This window comes from Arthrobacter sp. 9V (assembly GCF_902506065.1).
Taxonomy (GTDB): Bacteria; Actinomycetota; Actinomycetes; order Actinomycetales; family Micrococcaceae; genus Arthrobacter.
This window is the reverse complement of the sequence record NZ_LR732912.1, coordinates 790387-806445: the sequence shown is the minus strand read 5'-3', so window position 1 is coordinate 806445 and position 16059 is coordinate 790387. Positions and strand designations below refer to the sequence as shown.

12 protein-coding genes are annotated in these 16059 nt (G+C 62.7%); 4 read left to right on the top strand and 8 right to left on the bottom strand.

The features are described from left to right. Positions 1-49 precede the first annotated feature (49 nt). From BACI9J_RS03810 to BACI9J_RS03790, 5 genes are all read right to left on the bottom strand, one after another. Positions 50-1330: an MFS transporter gene (locus tag BACI9J_RS03810; protein ID WP_159733237.1), complete on the bottom strand. Its 1281-nt coding sequence runs from the start codon at positions 1328-1330 to the stop codon at positions 50-52. Between the two features lie 104 nt (positions 1331-1434). Next, the gene (locus tag BACI9J_RS03805) at positions 1435-2088 is read right to left on the bottom strand and encodes a Poxvirus protein I5 (RefSeq protein WP_159736346.1); all 654 of its coding nucleotides are present in this window, start codon (positions 2086-2088) and stop codon (positions 1435-1437) included. Positions 2089-2108: 20 nt separating this feature from the next. Continuing rightward, entirely contained in the window at positions 2109-3032 is a 924-nt protein-coding gene (locus BACI9J_RS03800; protein WP_159733236.1) for a carbohydrate ABC transporter permease, read from the bottom strand. Then, the gene (locus BACI9J_RS03795) at positions 3029-3982 is read right to left on the bottom strand and encodes a carbohydrate ABC transporter permease (RefSeq protein WP_159733235.1); all 954 of its coding nucleotides are present in this window, start codon (positions 3980-3982) and stop codon (positions 3029-3031) included. The genes BACI9J_RS03800 and BACI9J_RS03795 overlap by 4 nt, the downstream gene beginning before the upstream one ends. A 46-nt stretch (positions 3983-4028) precedes the next feature. Continuing rightward, complete coding sequence (locus BACI9J_RS03790; RefSeq protein WP_159733234.1) at positions 4029-5315, bottom strand: ABC transporter substrate-binding protein; 1287 nt, start codon at positions 5313-5315, stop codon at positions 4029-4031. 197 nt (positions 5316-5512) lie between these two features. Between BACI9J_RS03790 and BACI9J_RS03785 the strand changes: the two genes are divergently transcribed. Next, positions 5513-7531, top strand: coding sequence for a beta-galactosidase (locus tag BACI9J_RS03785; protein ID WP_159733233.1), 2019 nt, complete (start codon positions 5513-5515; stop codon positions 7529-7531). A gap of 139 nt (positions 7532-7670) precedes the next feature. On the opposite strand, the gene BACI9J_RS03780 is transcribed toward BACI9J_RS03785, so the two are convergent. From BACI9J_RS03780 to BACI9J_RS03770, 3 genes are all read right to left on the bottom strand, one after another. Continuing rightward, positions 7671-9041: an ABC transporter substrate-binding protein gene (locus tag BACI9J_RS03780; RefSeq protein WP_159733232.1), complete on the bottom strand. Its 1371-nt coding sequence runs from the start codon at positions 9039-9041 to the stop codon at positions 7671-7673. 113 nt (positions 9042-9154) lie between these two features. After that, the gene (locus tag BACI9J_RS03775; protein ID WP_159733231.1) at positions 9155-10096 is read right to left on the bottom strand and encodes a carbohydrate ABC transporter permease; all 942 of its coding nucleotides are present in this window, start codon (positions 10094-10096) and stop codon (positions 9155-9157) included. Continuing rightward, on the bottom strand, positions 10089-11033 hold the full coding sequence (locus tag BACI9J_RS03770; RefSeq protein ID WP_159733230.1) for a carbohydrate ABC transporter permease: 945 nt from the start codon (positions 11031-11033) through the stop codon (positions 10089-10091). Before BACI9J_RS03770 ends, BACI9J_RS03775 begins: the two co-directional genes overlap by 8 nt. A gap of 363 nt (positions 11034-11396) precedes the next feature. Here BACI9J_RS03770 and BACI9J_RS03765 point away from each other — a divergent pair, with 363 nt between their 5' ends. The 3 genes from BACI9J_RS03765 to BACI9J_RS03755 are packed head-to-tail and all read left to right on the top strand — an operon-like array spanning position 11397 to position 15882. Continuing rightward, a complete protein-coding gene (locus BACI9J_RS03765) occupies positions 11397-12659 on the top strand; it encodes an acetylxylan esterase (RefSeq protein ID WP_201296499.1) in 1263 nt (420 codons plus the stop codon). Continuing rightward, complete coding sequence (locus BACI9J_RS03760; protein WP_159733229.1) at positions 12656-14758, top strand: DUF6807 family protein; 2103 nt, start codon at positions 12656-12658, stop codon at positions 14756-14758. The genes BACI9J_RS03765 and BACI9J_RS03760 overlap by 4 nt, the downstream gene beginning before the upstream one ends. Continuing rightward, positions 14755-15882, top strand: a complete 1128-nt coding sequence (locus BACI9J_RS03755) for a M24 family metallopeptidase (protein WP_159733228.1) — start codon at positions 14755-14757, stop codon at positions 15880-15882. Before BACI9J_RS03760 ends, BACI9J_RS03755 begins: the two co-directional genes overlap by 4 nt. Positions 15883-16059 lie beyond the last annotated feature (177 nt).

The following is a 16059-nucleotide window of genomic DNA, read 5'->3' as shown; positions in this document are numbered from 1 at the left end:
CCGTACAACTGTGAGGAGGACGAACAAGGGCAGGCTCCGAAGGAGATAACTAAGCGCGGCGAGCCACAGAGGCCGAGTAGCGCCACAGCAGGAAGCCAATCACGCCAGCCGAGACCATCCCCAACGCTCCCGTGACCACCAGCCCGGTCCGTACCCCGAAGTCCTCCGTGAGCCAACCGGCCAGCAAGCCACCCAAGGCGTGGCCGCCCAGCAACAGCGGGAAATACAGCGCAAGGACCCTGCCGCGTACGCTGGCACCGGCCTCAAGCTGTACCGCGGTTGCAGCGCTGGTGAGGAACACCAGGGTCATGAATCCCACCACAATGAGCATCACCACAAACCATTCCTGCGTGGGCATCAAGGCAGCCAGAGCTTGGGTCAGACCGAACAGTCCGGCACTGGCCACGATCCCTTTCCGGCCAAAGCGCTTGATCCGGGTGGCCACCAACGCACCTGCCAGGGCCCCCAATGCGCTGACAGTGTTGAAGAGGCCAAAGCCTGCGGGACCGCTGTGCCAGACTCCGTCCGCGAACGCCGCGAGAACCACCGGGCCGTTCATGCCGAAGGCACCCAGCAAGCCTGCCAACAGCATGGTCAGCAGCAGGGGCGGCCGGGCTATGACGAAGCGGAAGCCGGCCAGGATCTGGCCTTTCCGGGCCTTGGGATCGGGCGCTTCGGGGGCATGGTGAAGTTCGCCCGGCCTGATGGTGGCGATCATCACCATGACGGATACGCCTATCAAAGAGTTGGCAGCGAAGGCCGCCGCCGGACCTGATTGGGCAATGACTACGCCCGCCAATGCCGGGCCGGCCATAGCCCCCAATTGGCCTATTGCACTGTTGAGGCCGATTGCGGCGGGCAGTCCGGCGTCGCCCACTACCTCGTTGACGAACACCTGCCGGGCCGGTCCATCGATCGCGCTGGTGATGCCCAGGGCAATGCAGGACGCATAGACCACCCACACATCGGTGCCGCCCATCGCGTTCCAAACAGCCAAGGCGGCCGCCAGCAGCACGGCGACGGCCTGGCAGGCCAGGAGGATGCGCCGCTTGGGGAAAAGGTCCACCAGCACGCCGCTGAGCGGACCCACCACCAGCATGGGGAGGAACTGGAGGGCAACTGCGACGCCGACTGCGGCCGGACTGCCCGTCAGTTGCAGCACCAGCCAATCCTGGGCGAGCCGCTGCATCCACACCCCGCCACTCCCTACAAGGGAGAGGGTTACGAAGATCCGGTAGTTGTGATGCCTAAGGGGGTAGTGCCAGCTTTCCGTGGAGCGGGCACGTGGTGTGGTGGATTTGGGGCGCAGTGGGAACGGGCGCGGCGACACGGAGTGTTTTGCTCGATTCAGCGGGTTGGGGCGGATTCTCTTGGAGTTTGTGTACAGCTGATGCCCTTAAGGAGGCTCCTGAAGGGCATCAGCTGTACAAAAAATCAACGGTTGGAACGGATTTTGATGGCGGCGGCGGCCAGGACCAAGGTCCCGGGAACGATCACGAACAAGGCCTGCAGCATCCACACGAACACCACGGCCATGAACACCGCAGCGAGCAACAGGAGCGAGCCGGTCCAGTCGCGCAACGCGTCTGCCTTGGCCTGCGAGTAGGCAAGCGCCCACCGCTGCGGACCGGGAACCCCGGCAGGTTGCGGGCTGGCGTCACCGCTCCAATCGGCGCCGCTCCAGTTGGCGGCGGTCCAATTGGCGGCGGTCCGCAGGAACAGCACCGCACCTGCCGCGGCCAATACCAGCGTGGCTGGCAGGATAAAGGCCCGGCCGGGCAGTTGCCCCACCAGCGCGAGCAACAGGTTCAGGACAATCACGACGCCGGCTACCGCCGTCGTTATTCCCGGCTTCCAACTGCCGGGAAGCGCGCGCCGGAAGTTGCCCCACAGGCTGCGGAGGGAATCATCCCTGCCGCTGAGGTGCCTTTCGAGGTGCGCGACGCCGGCCGCATAGGCAGCCGGCGCCGTCACCAATGGGACGGAGAGGAGGAGCACGATGACTCCCGCCAGAATGGTCTCGGCGAAGAGGGCGAAGCGGTTGACCGGGATCCCGGGGGTGGGCGACGGCTTGCCTGTGGCGTTCATAGTGCTCATTTTCTTTGTCCTTAGCCCTTGAGACCCTGTGTGGAGACGCCTTCGACGATGTAGCGCTGGAAGATCAGGAAGAAGACCAGCACGGGCATCAGCGCCAGGACGGACATGGCGATCATGGCTCCGTAGTCCGAGCTCTGGGTCTGGTCCACGAAGAGCCGCAACGCCAACGGGAGCGGGTATTTTTCCGGGGTGTTGAGGTAGAGCAGCGGGCCCAGGAAGTCGTTCCAGCTCCAGATGAAGGAGAAGATGGACGTGGAAATCAGGGCCGGCTTCATCAGCGGAAGCATGATGGACCCGAAGATCCGCACGTGCCCTGCGCCGTCGATTCTGGCTGCTTCATCAAGTTCGGCCGGGAGGCCTCGCATGAACTGAACCATGAGGAACACGAAGAACGCATCCGCGGCAAGGAACTTGCCGATCAGCAGCGGTACGTAGGTGTCCACCAGGCCAAGCTGCTGGAACACGATGTACTGCGGGATGATCACCACGTGGAATGGCAGGAGCAGGGTGGCGATCATCATGCCGAAGAACAGTCCGCGGCCAGGAAAGTTGATCCGGGCGAAGGCGTAGGCGGAGATGGATGCCGAGAGGACCGTTCCCACCACGGCGCCGACGGCCAGGATCAGGGAGTTGGTAAAGAACGTCAGTGTTGAGACGCCACCGATTCCCTCCATGGCTGTGACGAAGTTGTCCAAGCTGAAGTTGTTCGACCACAATGCGTTGTTGGCGCCGCCGATCTCGGAGTTCGGCTTGAAGGAGGCCGAGATCATCCAGATGGCCGGGTAGAGGACCATGGCCACCAACGCCAAAGCAACAATGTGGAAGATGGTGCTCTTGATGCGCTTGGCCGCGGTGGACTCGGACTTCGGGTTGTAGACCTGCTCCGCTGACGGTTTAGTGGGAGCGGGTTGGGTGGGTGTTGCCATGGTTGTCATTTCGAATCACCGCTGTAGTGGACCCAGGACTTGGAGGTTTTGAAGAAGATCAGCGTAATGATGCCGACCACGATCACCAGGAGCCAGGCCATTGCCGAGGCGTAGCCCATCCGGAAGTCGCTGAAACCGCGCAAGTACAGGTAGAGGGTGTAGAAGAGGGTTGATCCGGCAGGGCCGCCTTCACCGTTGGAGATGATGTAGGCCGAAGCGAAGATCTGGAACGCGTGAATGGTTTCCATCAACAGGTTGAAGAAGATCACCGGGGAGAGCATGGGCCAGGTGATGTTCAGGAACTTGCGGACCGGCCCTGCACCGTCCATGGATGCTGCTTCGTAGAGGTCGGCGGGGATTTGTTTGAGGCCGGCCAGGAAGATCACCATGGGGGCACCGAACTGCCAGACGGTCAGCAGGATCATCATGGGCATGGTCATGGACGGGTTGCCCACCCAGCCGCCAAGGTTGATCCCGAAGAACGACAGGCCCTGGTCCACGGGACCGGAGTCACCGAACATCGCCTTCCAGACGATGGCAATGGACACGGACGCACCAATGAGCGACGGCGCGTAGAAGGCCGAGCGATAGAACCCCTGGCCCTTGCGCTTGCTGTTGAGCAACATGGCGATGGCCAATGCGGCGGCAAGTTTCAGTGGCGTACCGAAGCCCACATACTGCAGGGTCACTCCTACCGACTGCAGGAAACGCTCATCCTGGAAGAGGGTGGCGTAGTTGTCCAGGCCGATCCATTTTGGAGCTTCGAACAGGTTGTAGTTGGTGAAGGAAAGGTAGAGCGAGGAAATCATGGGGCCCACAGTCAGGGCGATGAATCCCAGCAGCCAGGGCAACAGGAACGTGTAGCCGGCGCGGGCATCCGCTCCACGCCGCCGCGACTTGCGCGGCTGCGGGGAAGCGGACGACGACGAGCGCCTGCTCAGTGTTGGGCTTTGAGTCACGAGATCAGTCCGTCAGTCGGGAAAGCCGGGATCAGGCGCATCCTGATCAGGCGTTCTGCTTGATAAGGTCTTCGGCTTCCTTGAACCATGCATCTGCTGCGCCGTCCAGGGTCAACTTGCCGTAGTTAAGATCGGAACTAACCCGCTTGAAGGAGGATTCAAGCGTGCCGAAACCGACGATGGGCGGCTCGGGGGCGTCCTTGAGGTACTTCTCGATGGACTTCTCGTAATCCACCACGAGCTTGTCAGTACCTTCGAACGTGGTTCCGTCGCGCTGGGTCTTCGACGCCGGGACACCGCGGGAGGTCTTGAAGATCTGGCCAACCTCAGGATCGTTGACCATGAAGTCGATAAAGCGGGCAGCGGCGTCCTTGTACTTGGTCTTGGCGCTGGCCACCATGAGCATGGAAGGCTTGAGGAAGAGGCCCAGGTTATCGGGGTCATCCGAGGGAACCGGCACCAGCTTCAGTTCCTTGGCGCCACTATCGCCGAGGTAACCGGCCATGAAGTTGTCCCAGGTGACCTCACTGGCGGTGACGTTTGATCCCATGGCGGACTTGGGAGCGAGCTGGGTAACCCGCTCTTCGGGAACCAGTGCAGGGGTACCGCGAAGCTCGGCGGTGGTGTTCCACCACTTCTTGAGGTCATCCTTGGTGAATCCGAGCTTGCCGTCATCGGTGAACGCCTGGATGTTGTTCTGCCGTAGCCAGATATTGAACATCCACCACACACCGGTGTAATCGGTGCCGCCGTACAGCGCTCCGTTGCCCTTCTGTCCTACCTCGGACATGAAGGTGTTGAACTCTTTGTACGTCCACTGGCCATCCGGCTCCGCAACACCCATGCTCTGGAGCTTGGCGGGATCGTAGTACACCGCGAAGGCATTGGTGCTGGTGGGGATGCCGTAGGTCTTGCCGCGGATCTGCCCCGAGGGAAGGAGCGACTTGTCAAAGGCGTCCGTGTTGATCTTTACGGTGCTCAGGTCAAGGAGCTGGTTCCGCTGGCCGTAGTCGCGAAGGTAGGAAAGGTCCCACTGCATGACGTCAGGCAAGCCACCACCGGCAGCTTCCGTGGCGCGCTTCTGCCAGTATCCGGCGAAGTCGGTGAAGTTGCCGTTGACCTTGATGTCCGGATTCTTGGACTCGAACAGGGCAATCGCCTTGCGGGTACGTTCTGCGCGGTCATCGTTGCCCCACCAGGTGTAGTTGATGGTGACGGGGTTGTCCGCGGAACCCGTCTGTCCTGCGGTTGAGGATTGGCCACAAGCGGAGAGGAAAGCGGCAGATGCAGTGCCGAGAGCCACCGTGGTGAGGAATTTCCTTCTGTCAATCATGAGAGCCTCCTTGCTCAGTTGGTGCAAGCTTCCAAGTTCTCTACAACGTGGCAGTGATCTCGCTTACACTCGTTCTGAATCGATACAATATCCCTATTCCGGAATCTGGGCAAGCGTTTTCCAAAGAACGCGTTTTCCCCGATACGCTGCACCTATACCCTCAGTACCAGCACGGCCAACCCGACGAAGGAGTCCTCTTGACCTCCCCCGAAACCCCAAACCGCCCATCCGTCTGGAGCAGACTCGACGGCCTCGCCTATGGTGGCGACTACAACCCGGAGCAGTGGCCCGAAGAGATCCGGCTCGAGGACATTGAGCTCATGAAGGAAGCGGGAGTCAACTTCCTGAGCGTTGGCATCTTCTCCTGGGGACTCCTGGAACCCACCGAAGGAAACTATGATTTCGGGTGGCTGGACGATGTGATGGACAACCTCCACGGAGCCGGAATCAAGGTTGCCCTGGCCACAGCCACTGCCTCTCCCCCGGCCTGGCTGGCCCGCAAATACCCGGAAATCCTCCCCGTCACTGCGGAAGGAGTCCGGCTGGAGCGTGGCTCGCGACGCCACTACACGCCGTCGTCGTCCGTGTACCGCAAGTACGCCACCGCCATGACGCGGGTGATCGCCGAACGCTACAAAAACCACCCGGCCCTGGCACTTTGGCACGTGGACAACGAACTTGGCTGCCACGTTGGTGAGTTCCACGGCGAGGAGGACGCCGCCGCTTTCCGCGCATGGCTGGAACGGCGATACGGTTCCATCGAAGCCCTCAACGAGGCGTGGGGAACGGCATTCTGGTCGCAGCACTATGCTTCGTTCGACGAGATCCTTCCGCCGGGCGCAGCTCCCACCACACTCAACCCCGGGCAGCAGCTGGACTTCGCGCGCTTCAACTCCTGGGTGTTCATTGACTACTACCGCGAACTGTTGGCCGTGATCCGCGAAGTCACCCCAGACGTCCCGGCAACCACCAACTTCATGGTTTCCAGCGCTACCAAGACGCTGGATTACTTCGATTGGTCCAAGGACATGGACGTTATTGCCAACGACCACTACCTCGTGGCCGCTGACCCGGAGCGGAACATCGAACTGGCGTTCAGCGCGGACCTGACCCGCGGCGTTTCGGGCGGCGAGCCGTGGATCCTCATGGAACACTCGACGTCGGCGGTCAACTGGCAGCCCCACAACCAGCCCAAGATGCCTGGCGAAATGCTCCGGAATTCACTGACGCACGTGGCGCGTGGCGCCGACGCCGTGATGTTCTTCCAGTGGCGGCAAAGCAAGGCCGGCTCGGAGAAGTTCCACTCCGCCATGGTTCCCCACGGCGGCCGCGACACGCAGGTATGGCGGAACGTGGTGGACCTCGGGGACGCGTTGACCAAGCTGGAACCCGTCAAGGGCTCGCGCGTGGAATCCCGCGTTGCGATCGTGTTCGACTATGAAGCCTGGTGGGCTTCTGAGCTGGACTCGCACCCCAACAATTCGCTGAAATACCTGGACACCATGCGGGCCTTCCACCGTTCGTTGTACCTGCGCGGCATTACCGCGGACTTCGTGCACCCGTCCGCGGACCTTTCCGGCTATGACCTCATCCTGGTATGCACTTTGTACGCCGTTACAGACGCGGATGCCGCTTCCATTGCTGCCGCGGCGGCTGCCGGCGCTACGGTGCTCATCAGCTACTTCAGTGGAATCGTTGACGAGCAGGATCACGTCCGGCTGGGCGGCTACCCGGGCGCTTTCCGCGAACTGCTGGGTATCCGGAGCGAGGAATTCCACCCGCTCTTCCCGGGCACCTCTGTCGCGTTGAGCGACGGAAAGATCGGGTCGGTGTGGAGCGAGCACGTCCACGCTGCCGCGGATACGGAAGTTCTTGCAACCTTCACCGACTTCCCGCTGGGCGATGTTCCGGCCCTGACCCGGCGCAGCGTGGGCACCGGTTCGGCCTGGTACCTCGCAACCCTCCCCGACGCCGACGGCATCGACGCCCTGACCGCCCGACTGGTGGACGAGGCCGGGGTGACATCGGCAACCGAGGCCTCCACCGGCGTCGAACTTGTCCGTCGACGCGGCGCTGACGGACGCAGCTTCCTGTTCGCCATCAATCACAGCCGGGAAGACGTCACCGTGAAGGCCGACGGCGGCGAACTGCTCAGCGGCGAACGCTTCACCGGCGTCGTACCCGCCGGAGCCGTGGCCGTGATCGCGGAAGACTGACCCAAGTAAGGGACAGCACATGTCGCAATGGGCCGCCAATACGACATGTGCTGTCCCCCAGTTGGGCGCGCACACGAAAAACCGCGCCCCGGCTGATCCTGGCGGACCAATCCGGGGCGCGGTTTCTGTTTCGACAAAGCTAGCTGATTGCGGACTTCATTTCGTCCACGGCCTTCTTGCCGGCTTCCTCTGTTGAAAGCCTTTCGAACAGGACTTCCGAGGTGTAACGCTTCACGATTTCCTGGATGGCACCGGCGCCCTTCGGGGGTGCGGCCGGTGCGTCACCGAGCTCTTCCTTGATTCCGGCGATGAAGTCCACCACCTTCACGTCTGCCTTGGCGAGCTTGGGTGCAATGGCGTCGCGTACTTCGGAGTTGGGGTAGACGCCGCGGTCTGCCAGAAGTGCCTCGCCGGCCTTGACGTTGTTGGTCAGGAAGTCGATGAACTTGGCCGTCTCTTCAGGGTGCTTGGTGCGCGAAGATGCGGACCAGAACTGGGAGGCCTTGTACCAAAGCTTGGCGTCATCTGCCTTGCCTGTCTTGGACGGGAAGCGCAGGATCTGCAGTTCGCCGCCGGCAGCCTTTTCAAGGGCAGGAAGCTGGTTGGACCACCAGAAGGCCAAGCCGTTCTTGCCGGTTGCCAGGCCGCTCTGGTCAAGCGGGGCTGCCTCGGCTTCAACAACCTCTGATGCGGAGGGGACCGCCTTCTTTTCGCTGAGTTCCTTCAGGAAAGCCCACCACTGCGCAATATCCGAGGGTTCGAAGCCAAGCTTGCCGTCCTCGGTGTAAAGGGACTTCCCGTTCTGACGCAGCCACACACCCAGCGAGGCTTCATCGGTGCCGTAGGCAGCAGCGCCGTACGTTCCCTTGGGCGACTTTGCAGTGACCTCCGCAGAGATGCGCTCGAAGTCTTCCCAGGTCCAGGTTTTGTCGTCAGGGATTGCGACGCCGGCAGCCTGGAAGACTGCCGGGTTGGCCAGGATGGTAGCTGCGTTGATGCCGGCGGCGATGCCGGTGAGGCCCTTCTCGCCCTTGCCCGCATCCAGGGCAGCGGCATCAAGCTTTGAAGTGTCAATGTCGTACTTGGACAGATCCAGCAGCGCGCCGCGGGTGGAGTACTCGGTGATGTACTTCTCGTCCATCTGGATGATGTCCGGAGCATCGTTGGCCGCAACCTGGGTAGCCAGCTTGTCCCAGTAGCCGCTCCAGTCGCCGTACTCGGGCTTGATCTTGATGTTGGGATTCTCGGCCTCGAAGGCAGCAATGGCAGCCTGCGTTACCTGGGCGCGCTTGTCGCCGCCCCACCATGCGAAGCGAAGCTCCACTTTTCCATCGGCGCTCTTCGCGTCGGACCCTCCGCCACCACCGCAGGCAGTGAGGGCGAGAACTGCTGCAGCTGTGGCTGCTACGAGGGCGGATGCGCGAAGCTTGCGCTTGGCCTTCGGCGCTGATGTGCGGGTTGGCGAGGCAGCTGCGAGGGCGACTGCTTCACCCTTTGGGTTTACCGGCACTGTTGTCTCCGATCTTCTTTGATCCTGATGCGAACTGAGAAAGCGTTTTCCCGTCGCGTTTATGATACAAGTCACAATCTTGTATTACAAGATGCTTACTTGTTCTAGTTGTTTTATTTGATACCTGTGGTGGCGATGCCCTTGATGAGGAACCGCTGGCCGAAGAGGAACACCAGGAACACCGGGAGCAGGGACACGATGGACATGGCAAAGAGCGATCCCCAGCTGGTGGCCGACTGCGAGTCCACAAAGGCGCGCAGCGCTACCGGAACGGTGAACATATCCGGGTCCGTGAGGTAAATCAGTGCGCCGAAGAAGTCGTTCCATGTCCAGATGAACGTGAAAATGGTGGTGGTGGCCAGCGCCGGAACCATCAGGGGCAGGATCACGCGGAGGAAGATCCTGGGGTGGCCGGCGCCGTCAATGCGCGCAGCTTCGTCAAGATCCTTGGGAATACCGCGAATGAACTGAACCATCAGGAACACGAAGAACGCGTCCGTTGCCAGCAGCTTGGGCACAATCAGCGGCCAGAACGTGTTGACCCAGCCGATCTGCGAGAACAGGATGTACTGCGGCACAATCACCACGTGGAACGGAAGCATGATGGTCAGCAGCATGATGCCGAAGAAGATCTTTTTGCCGCTGAACTGCAAGCGGGCGAAAGCGTAGGCGGCCATGGAGCAGGAGATCAGGTTTCCGAGAATCGAGCCGAGGACAACGATCGCGGAGTTGATCATGTAGTGCCCGAACGGGTGCGTCAGGGCGGACCAACCATCGGTGTAATTGCTCATTTCCAGGCTCTCCAGCCACAGGCCGGGTTCGCGGAAGATGAGGTCGTTGGGCCGAAGTGAGGAAACCACCATCCACAGCAGCGGATAGATCATCACCGCACCAACAAGGATCAGGATGGCGTGTTTGATCAGGCCTTTGATGCGGGCGCTGCGGCTGAAGGCCAGGCTGCCGCGTGACTCGCGGCGTCGCGGGCTCTTGCCGTCCTTACCGGACTTGCCTGAGGAGGAACCGGACGCGGCGGGAAGGGTCTGGAGTTTAGTCATCGTAGAACACCCAATACTTTGAAGCGATGAAGTTGATGGCGGTGAAGACGCCGATGATGACCAGCAGGAACCAGGCCATCGCTGAGGCGTAGCCCATATCAAACTGGCCGAAGCCCTTTTGGTAGAGGTACAGGGTGAAGAACATGGTGGAGTCGGACGGACCGCCATTGCCGCCGGAGACGATGAACGCCTGGGTGAACGACTGGAAGGATCCGATGATCTGAAGCACCAGGTTGAAGAAGATGATGGGGCTCAGCATCGGCAGGGTGATCCGCCAGAACTGCTGAAGGGTAGTTGCGCCATCCACCTTGGCTGCCTCGTAGTACATCACCGGGATCTGGCGAAGGCCGGCCAGGAAGATGATCATGGGGCTGCCGAAGGTCCAGACGTGCAGCAGGATGATGGAGCCAAGGGCGGTGTTGGGGTCAGAAATCCAGCCCGGCCCTTCGATGCCAACCATTGCCAGTACTTGGTTTACCAGGCCGGTGGTGCCGAAGATCTGCTTCCACAGGATGGCAACTGCTACTGAGCCGCCCAGCAGGGAGGGCAAGTAGAAGATGGAGCGGTAGAACGGAAGGCCGCGCAAGCCCTTGTCCAGGACCAGGGCGATCAGCAGGGCCACGCCCAACTGGAGGGGCACACCCACCAGCACGTAGGTGAACGTGACGCGGAGGGAGTTGTGGAGGCGGGCATCGCCGAACATGCGGATGAAGTTATCCAGGCCCACCCATTCAGGAGGCTGGAGGAGGTTGTAGTCCGTGAAGGAAAGGTACAAGGACATCAGCATGGGTCCCACGGTGATCACGGCAAGACCGATCAGCCATGGAAGGAGGAAAATGTAGGCGGCTTTGTTGTCGCGACCGTTCGCCTTCTTCTCTTCTTTGCTCATGGGACCCTTGCGCCGGGTCATTGTGGAGAGTTCGCCTATAGCGCTCATTGCTTCCCCCTCGCCGGAGCGCGAACGCCTTGCGGCGTCCCCGTGCGTAGTACAGCGGCCATGTGGTCTCCTTTGGTCATCGTGGCCATCCACGGAAGTTCGAGTCTGGTTGGTACTTGCCGTCCGGAACGCCGTCCATCTACTGGCGCTACCCGTGAATTGCCAGGATTGCGGTCCGGACGTTCAGCGGCTCCGTATCAAAGTAAACGTTTTCTTGACCCTTGTACAGCCTTTTGCTAATTTTTGAGAAAGCGTTTTCTTAGGAAGTCGCCTCACCTTGTTTTTCCACGCTGACGAAGCCCGGCGTGCGCTGCAGCATTCGATAAGGCAGGACACTATTGTTCCCCACCCACCCCGCCTGCCATGACCAGCGCTGACATGGCAGCATCGCTCACCCGACCCAGCGCGCTGGCTGGCTATGAGGATTGGCCGGCCTACGTTGCCCGGCACAGGCTCACTGCTGATTTCACTGCTGACTCCGTGAAGACCAGCCAACTTGCTGACACACTTGGCGTGCCCGCCGTAACACCGGACCTTGAGTACTCGGTGCTCTCAGAATCGGAGCACGACGGCGTCATCACCTCTCACTTGCAGTGGCAGTTGGGCTTCGGCCCGGCCACCTCCGCCTGGTTGGTGCGACCAGCCTGCACCACAGGCCCGCTTCCCGGGCTCCTCGCCCTTCACTGCCATGGCGGGATCAAGGCTTACGGCGCTGAGCGGCTTGTGCGGTTCGCTCACGAATCGGCCCCCTACGAATCGGACCCCTACATATCGGACCATGACGACGGCGGCGCCCCCGGTTCTCCTGCAAGGAACCTGCCGCCCTTGGACGTCAGGGCAAAACTTTACGGCGGCCGGGCCCTCGCCACGTGGCTGGCTCAAGAGGGCTTCGCCGTCCTTGCCCACGACACCTTCATGTGGGGCAGCCGCCGCTTCGGACTCGATCCCCTTCCCTGGCGGACTGCCAACGCCGTGGACGGCCAGCAGGCACTACGGCGGGAGGCCGGCGTCGAACTTTCCGCAGCGGAACAGTATGAGGCAGCGGCTGCCGCTCACGAGGAAACCGTGGCGAAAGCCGCAACGCTCATAGGCACCACCGTTGCCGGGACCGTGGCGCATGACGACCTCGCGGCCTTGGGTGTCCTTGCGTCGCTGCCTGGCGTGGATGCGGATCGGCTCGGTTGCCTGGGCTTCTCCGGCGGCGGCGGACGGGCGCTGGTGCTCGCCGCCCTCAGCCCGCTGATCCGCAGCTACGTGGTCACGTGCATGATGACCACATTCGGATCACTCCTGCCTGCGTACCTGGACGCCCACTCGTGGCTGCTGCACTCCCCCGGCCTGGCGAGGTTGGGTGACTGGCCGGACCTGGCCGTCCGTTCAACAGCTGAAAGGGTGCTGGTCCAGTACGCCCTGGACGATCCCCTCTTCCCGGAGCAAGGAATGCGCGAAGCCCATCAGCATCTGGTGAAGGACATCCCCGGCCGCTACACCGGCAGTTTTTGGCAGGAACCCCACATCTTCACCCACGCCATGCAGGACGAGGCCGCCGCGTTCCTCGCCTCCGCGTTGCAGCCCCGCAATCCCACCCATACCCACGCACCTGATCCCGCTAGGACAGCCCCATGACACAACCCTTGACCGCCGCCGCCACGGAGGGCAATGCCCGGCTCCCCCGCATAGCGCTGGTGGGCGTGCATGGCTTCGGCGAACGACACCTGGAAAACCTTGGCCGACTCAGTGCCACCGGTGCTTTGGAACTGGTGGCCGTCGCCGATCCGCATCCCCCGGCAAAGGGAGCCCTTGGCCCGGATGTGAACGTCTTCGCTTCCCTTGAGGAGCTCCTGGCTGGAGGCAGCGCCCCGGACGTGGTGATCATCTCCACGCCCATCCAAACCCATGCACCGCTTGCTCTCGCTGCCCTCAAATCAGGGGCGCACGTGTACTTGGAAAAGCCGCCGGTGGCTTCCATGGCGCAATTCGAGGACCTCCTGGCGGCCGCTGCGAGCGCCGGTCGTCTGGTGCAGGTGGGCTTCCAGAGCCTGGGTTCACTGGCCCTGCCCGCGATCGAAGCCATGGTGGCTTCCGGTGAGATAGGCGATGTCCGCGGCATCAGCGCCACGGGGCAGTGGTTGCGGAACAAGGCGTACTTCAAACGGTCCCGATGGGCCGGCAGGCGCAGCCTGAACGGGACGGATGTGGTGGACGGAGTGGCCACCAACGCCTTGGCTCACGCTGTGGCCACCGGCCTGAGACTGGCCGGTGCGCGGACTGTAGCGGACGTTGAATCCGTGGAGACGGACCTGTACCGCGCCAACGACACCGAAAGTGACGACACGTCCGTGGTGCGGGTCCGGATTGCGGGCGGCACTGGATTTGGCGGCGGCACTGGGTCCGCGGGAAGCACAGTCTTGACGTGCGCCTTGACGCTGTGTGCCCCCGCGCAGTCCGCGCCGTCGGTTACCGTCTACGGGACGCTCGGGCAGCTCACGCTCTTTTACACGGAGGACCGCCTGGAGATCACCTCTCCGCAGGGCACCCGGACGGAGACGTTCGGGCGGACCGACCTCTTGGAGAACCTGCTGGCTGCCCGCACGGAGGACGATCTTCTCAGCCCGTTGTCCGGATCGGGTGCGTACGTCTCCGTATTGGAAGCGATCCGCACAGCAGAGGCACCCCGGCAGATCCCCCCGGAGTTCATCACATGGGAAGGGGAAGGCGACGCAGCCCACCCCGTGGTTCATGGGATCGATTCGCTGATCCGCCGGGCAGCTTTGGGGCAGGCAACTTTCGCTGAGCTGGGTGCACCCTGGACTGTCTCCGGCGAGCCCAGCCTGAACACCAACGGAACTCTGGACATTAACGGCATAACCGTGGCTACCCTCCAGAACGGTTCCCGGATCCGGCCCGCATCCTCGCCGCGGCCTTACCTGCACCCTGTACGCACCCTCGCGGGAACAGTAGTCACGGACCACATCCCGGAAGACCACGTCTGGCATTTGGGAGTGGGCGTGGCCCTCCAGGACGTTGACGGAATCAATTTCTGGGGCGGCCGGACCTACACCCGGGATGCCGGGGCATACGTGTGGCGCAAGGATCACGGCAGGATCGTCACGGAATCCGCAGAGCACCATGACGGGCACAGGCGCGAACAGCTGAGCTGGCTCGGTCCTGACGGCACACCGGTACTCCGCGAACAGCGCGAGTGGCGCTGGTCCGCCGTCGGGCCTTCAGGGTGGAAGCTGACCCTGGACTTTACCTTGGCGTCAGCCACGGGACGACCGGTGCTGTTGGCTAGCCCCGGCTCCAACGGGCGTCCGCAAGGCGGTTACGGCGGCTTCTTTTGGCGGCTCCCCAAGGTTGGCGACGCCACCATCTGGACACCTGAGGCACGCGGCGAGGACGCGGTACACGGGACCGTGGCGCCCTGGCTGGCTTGGTCCGGAACGTTCGACGCCGGAACAACCGGCCCAGCCAGTGTCGCCGGCGACCCCGGGCTGGGGCACCCGGCAACCCTGGTGTTCCTGGCCTCACCGCAGGCGCCTGACCCGTGGTTTGTCCGGCATTCTGGGTACCCGGGGGTCGGGCTGTCCTTGGCTTGGGACGCCCCGGTGACCACCGAGCCGGGCCGCCCTGTCCACAGGACCGTGACCGTCCTCGTCATGGATGGCTTCCTGGCAACACAAGACATTGAACAACTCATCACAACTTTGGGGGAACCGGCATGACAACGCCTACTCAATTCACGCCGGCTCTGACTGCGGTCACTGTACCCCGTCCACTCACAGCACCCGGCAACGTGGCCGACCGCGCAGTGAAGCGCCAGCGGGTGCTGGACATCATGGACGCCGCCGGCCGGGAGTCGCTGTTGCTGACTTCCAACACGGCCCTGACTTGGTACTTGGACGGCAGCCGCGTGCACATCAGCCTGGCCGGCGACCCCATCGCGGCCCTCTTGGTGGACCGCTCCGGTGACCACTTGGTGACGTTCAACAACGAGGCCGGACGGATCGCAGCGGAGGAGCTCCCGGACGGCGTCAGCCTGGACAGTGTTCCGTGGAACGGCCAGTTGCATGCCTTCGCAGCAGGGATGGCCGTTGACGGCGACCCCTTGGTGGAAGCGGCCGTCACCGCAGAACTGCGGGCAGCCCGCCAGCAGCTCCTGCCCGGCGAGACGGCCCGTTACGCCGAGCTTTCCGCCGACGCCGCAGCCGCCATGACCGATGTCCTCACTGCGGCGACGCCGGAAACCACGGAATTCCAGCTCGTCTCGGAACTGGCCGCACGGATTGTTTCAGTGGGCGCCGAGCCGCTGGTCCTGCTCTGCAACGGAGCTTCCCGCAGCGATTTCCGCCATCCGCTGGCCACGCACTCCCCTATCGGGCGCCGCGCCATGGCTGTGGTGTGTGCCCGCCGGAACGGTTTGGTTGCCAACGTCACCAGGTGGATAGCGTTCGACGCCGGAACTCCCCAAGAGCTCGACGCCGAAGCCCGGATCGCCGCAGTTGAGGCCGACATCTTCCGCGCCACCGTTCCGGGTGCCCGGCTCAATGACATCTTCGCCGAGATTAAGCAGGCTTACGCCCGGCACGGTTTCGGCGAGGACCAGTGGACGCTCCACCACCAAGGCGGGCCGGCCGGTTATGCAGGCCGCGATCCCCGGGTCACCGCAGACGTCACGGATACGGTGGTGCTGAACCAGCCCTTCACGTGGAACCCGTCCGGTCCCGGAGTGAAGATCGAGGACACCGTGCTGCTCACGGATTCCGGCTTGCGGGTCCTGACCACTGACGACCGTTGGCCCACCACCCAAGTGGACGGTCGTCGTCGTCCGCTGACGCTTCGCCCGTAGCGCCGGGCCGCCCGCACTAACCCGACTCAAACGAAAGGGGCGGGGTCACCGTGATGGTGACCCCGCCCCTTTTTCGTGTGCGCCTACCCAAGTAGGGGACAGTAAACGTCGCAATGAGGGCTCATACCGACGGTTACTGTCCCCTAGTTGGGTAAGCGGGGGTGGGTAAGCGGGGGT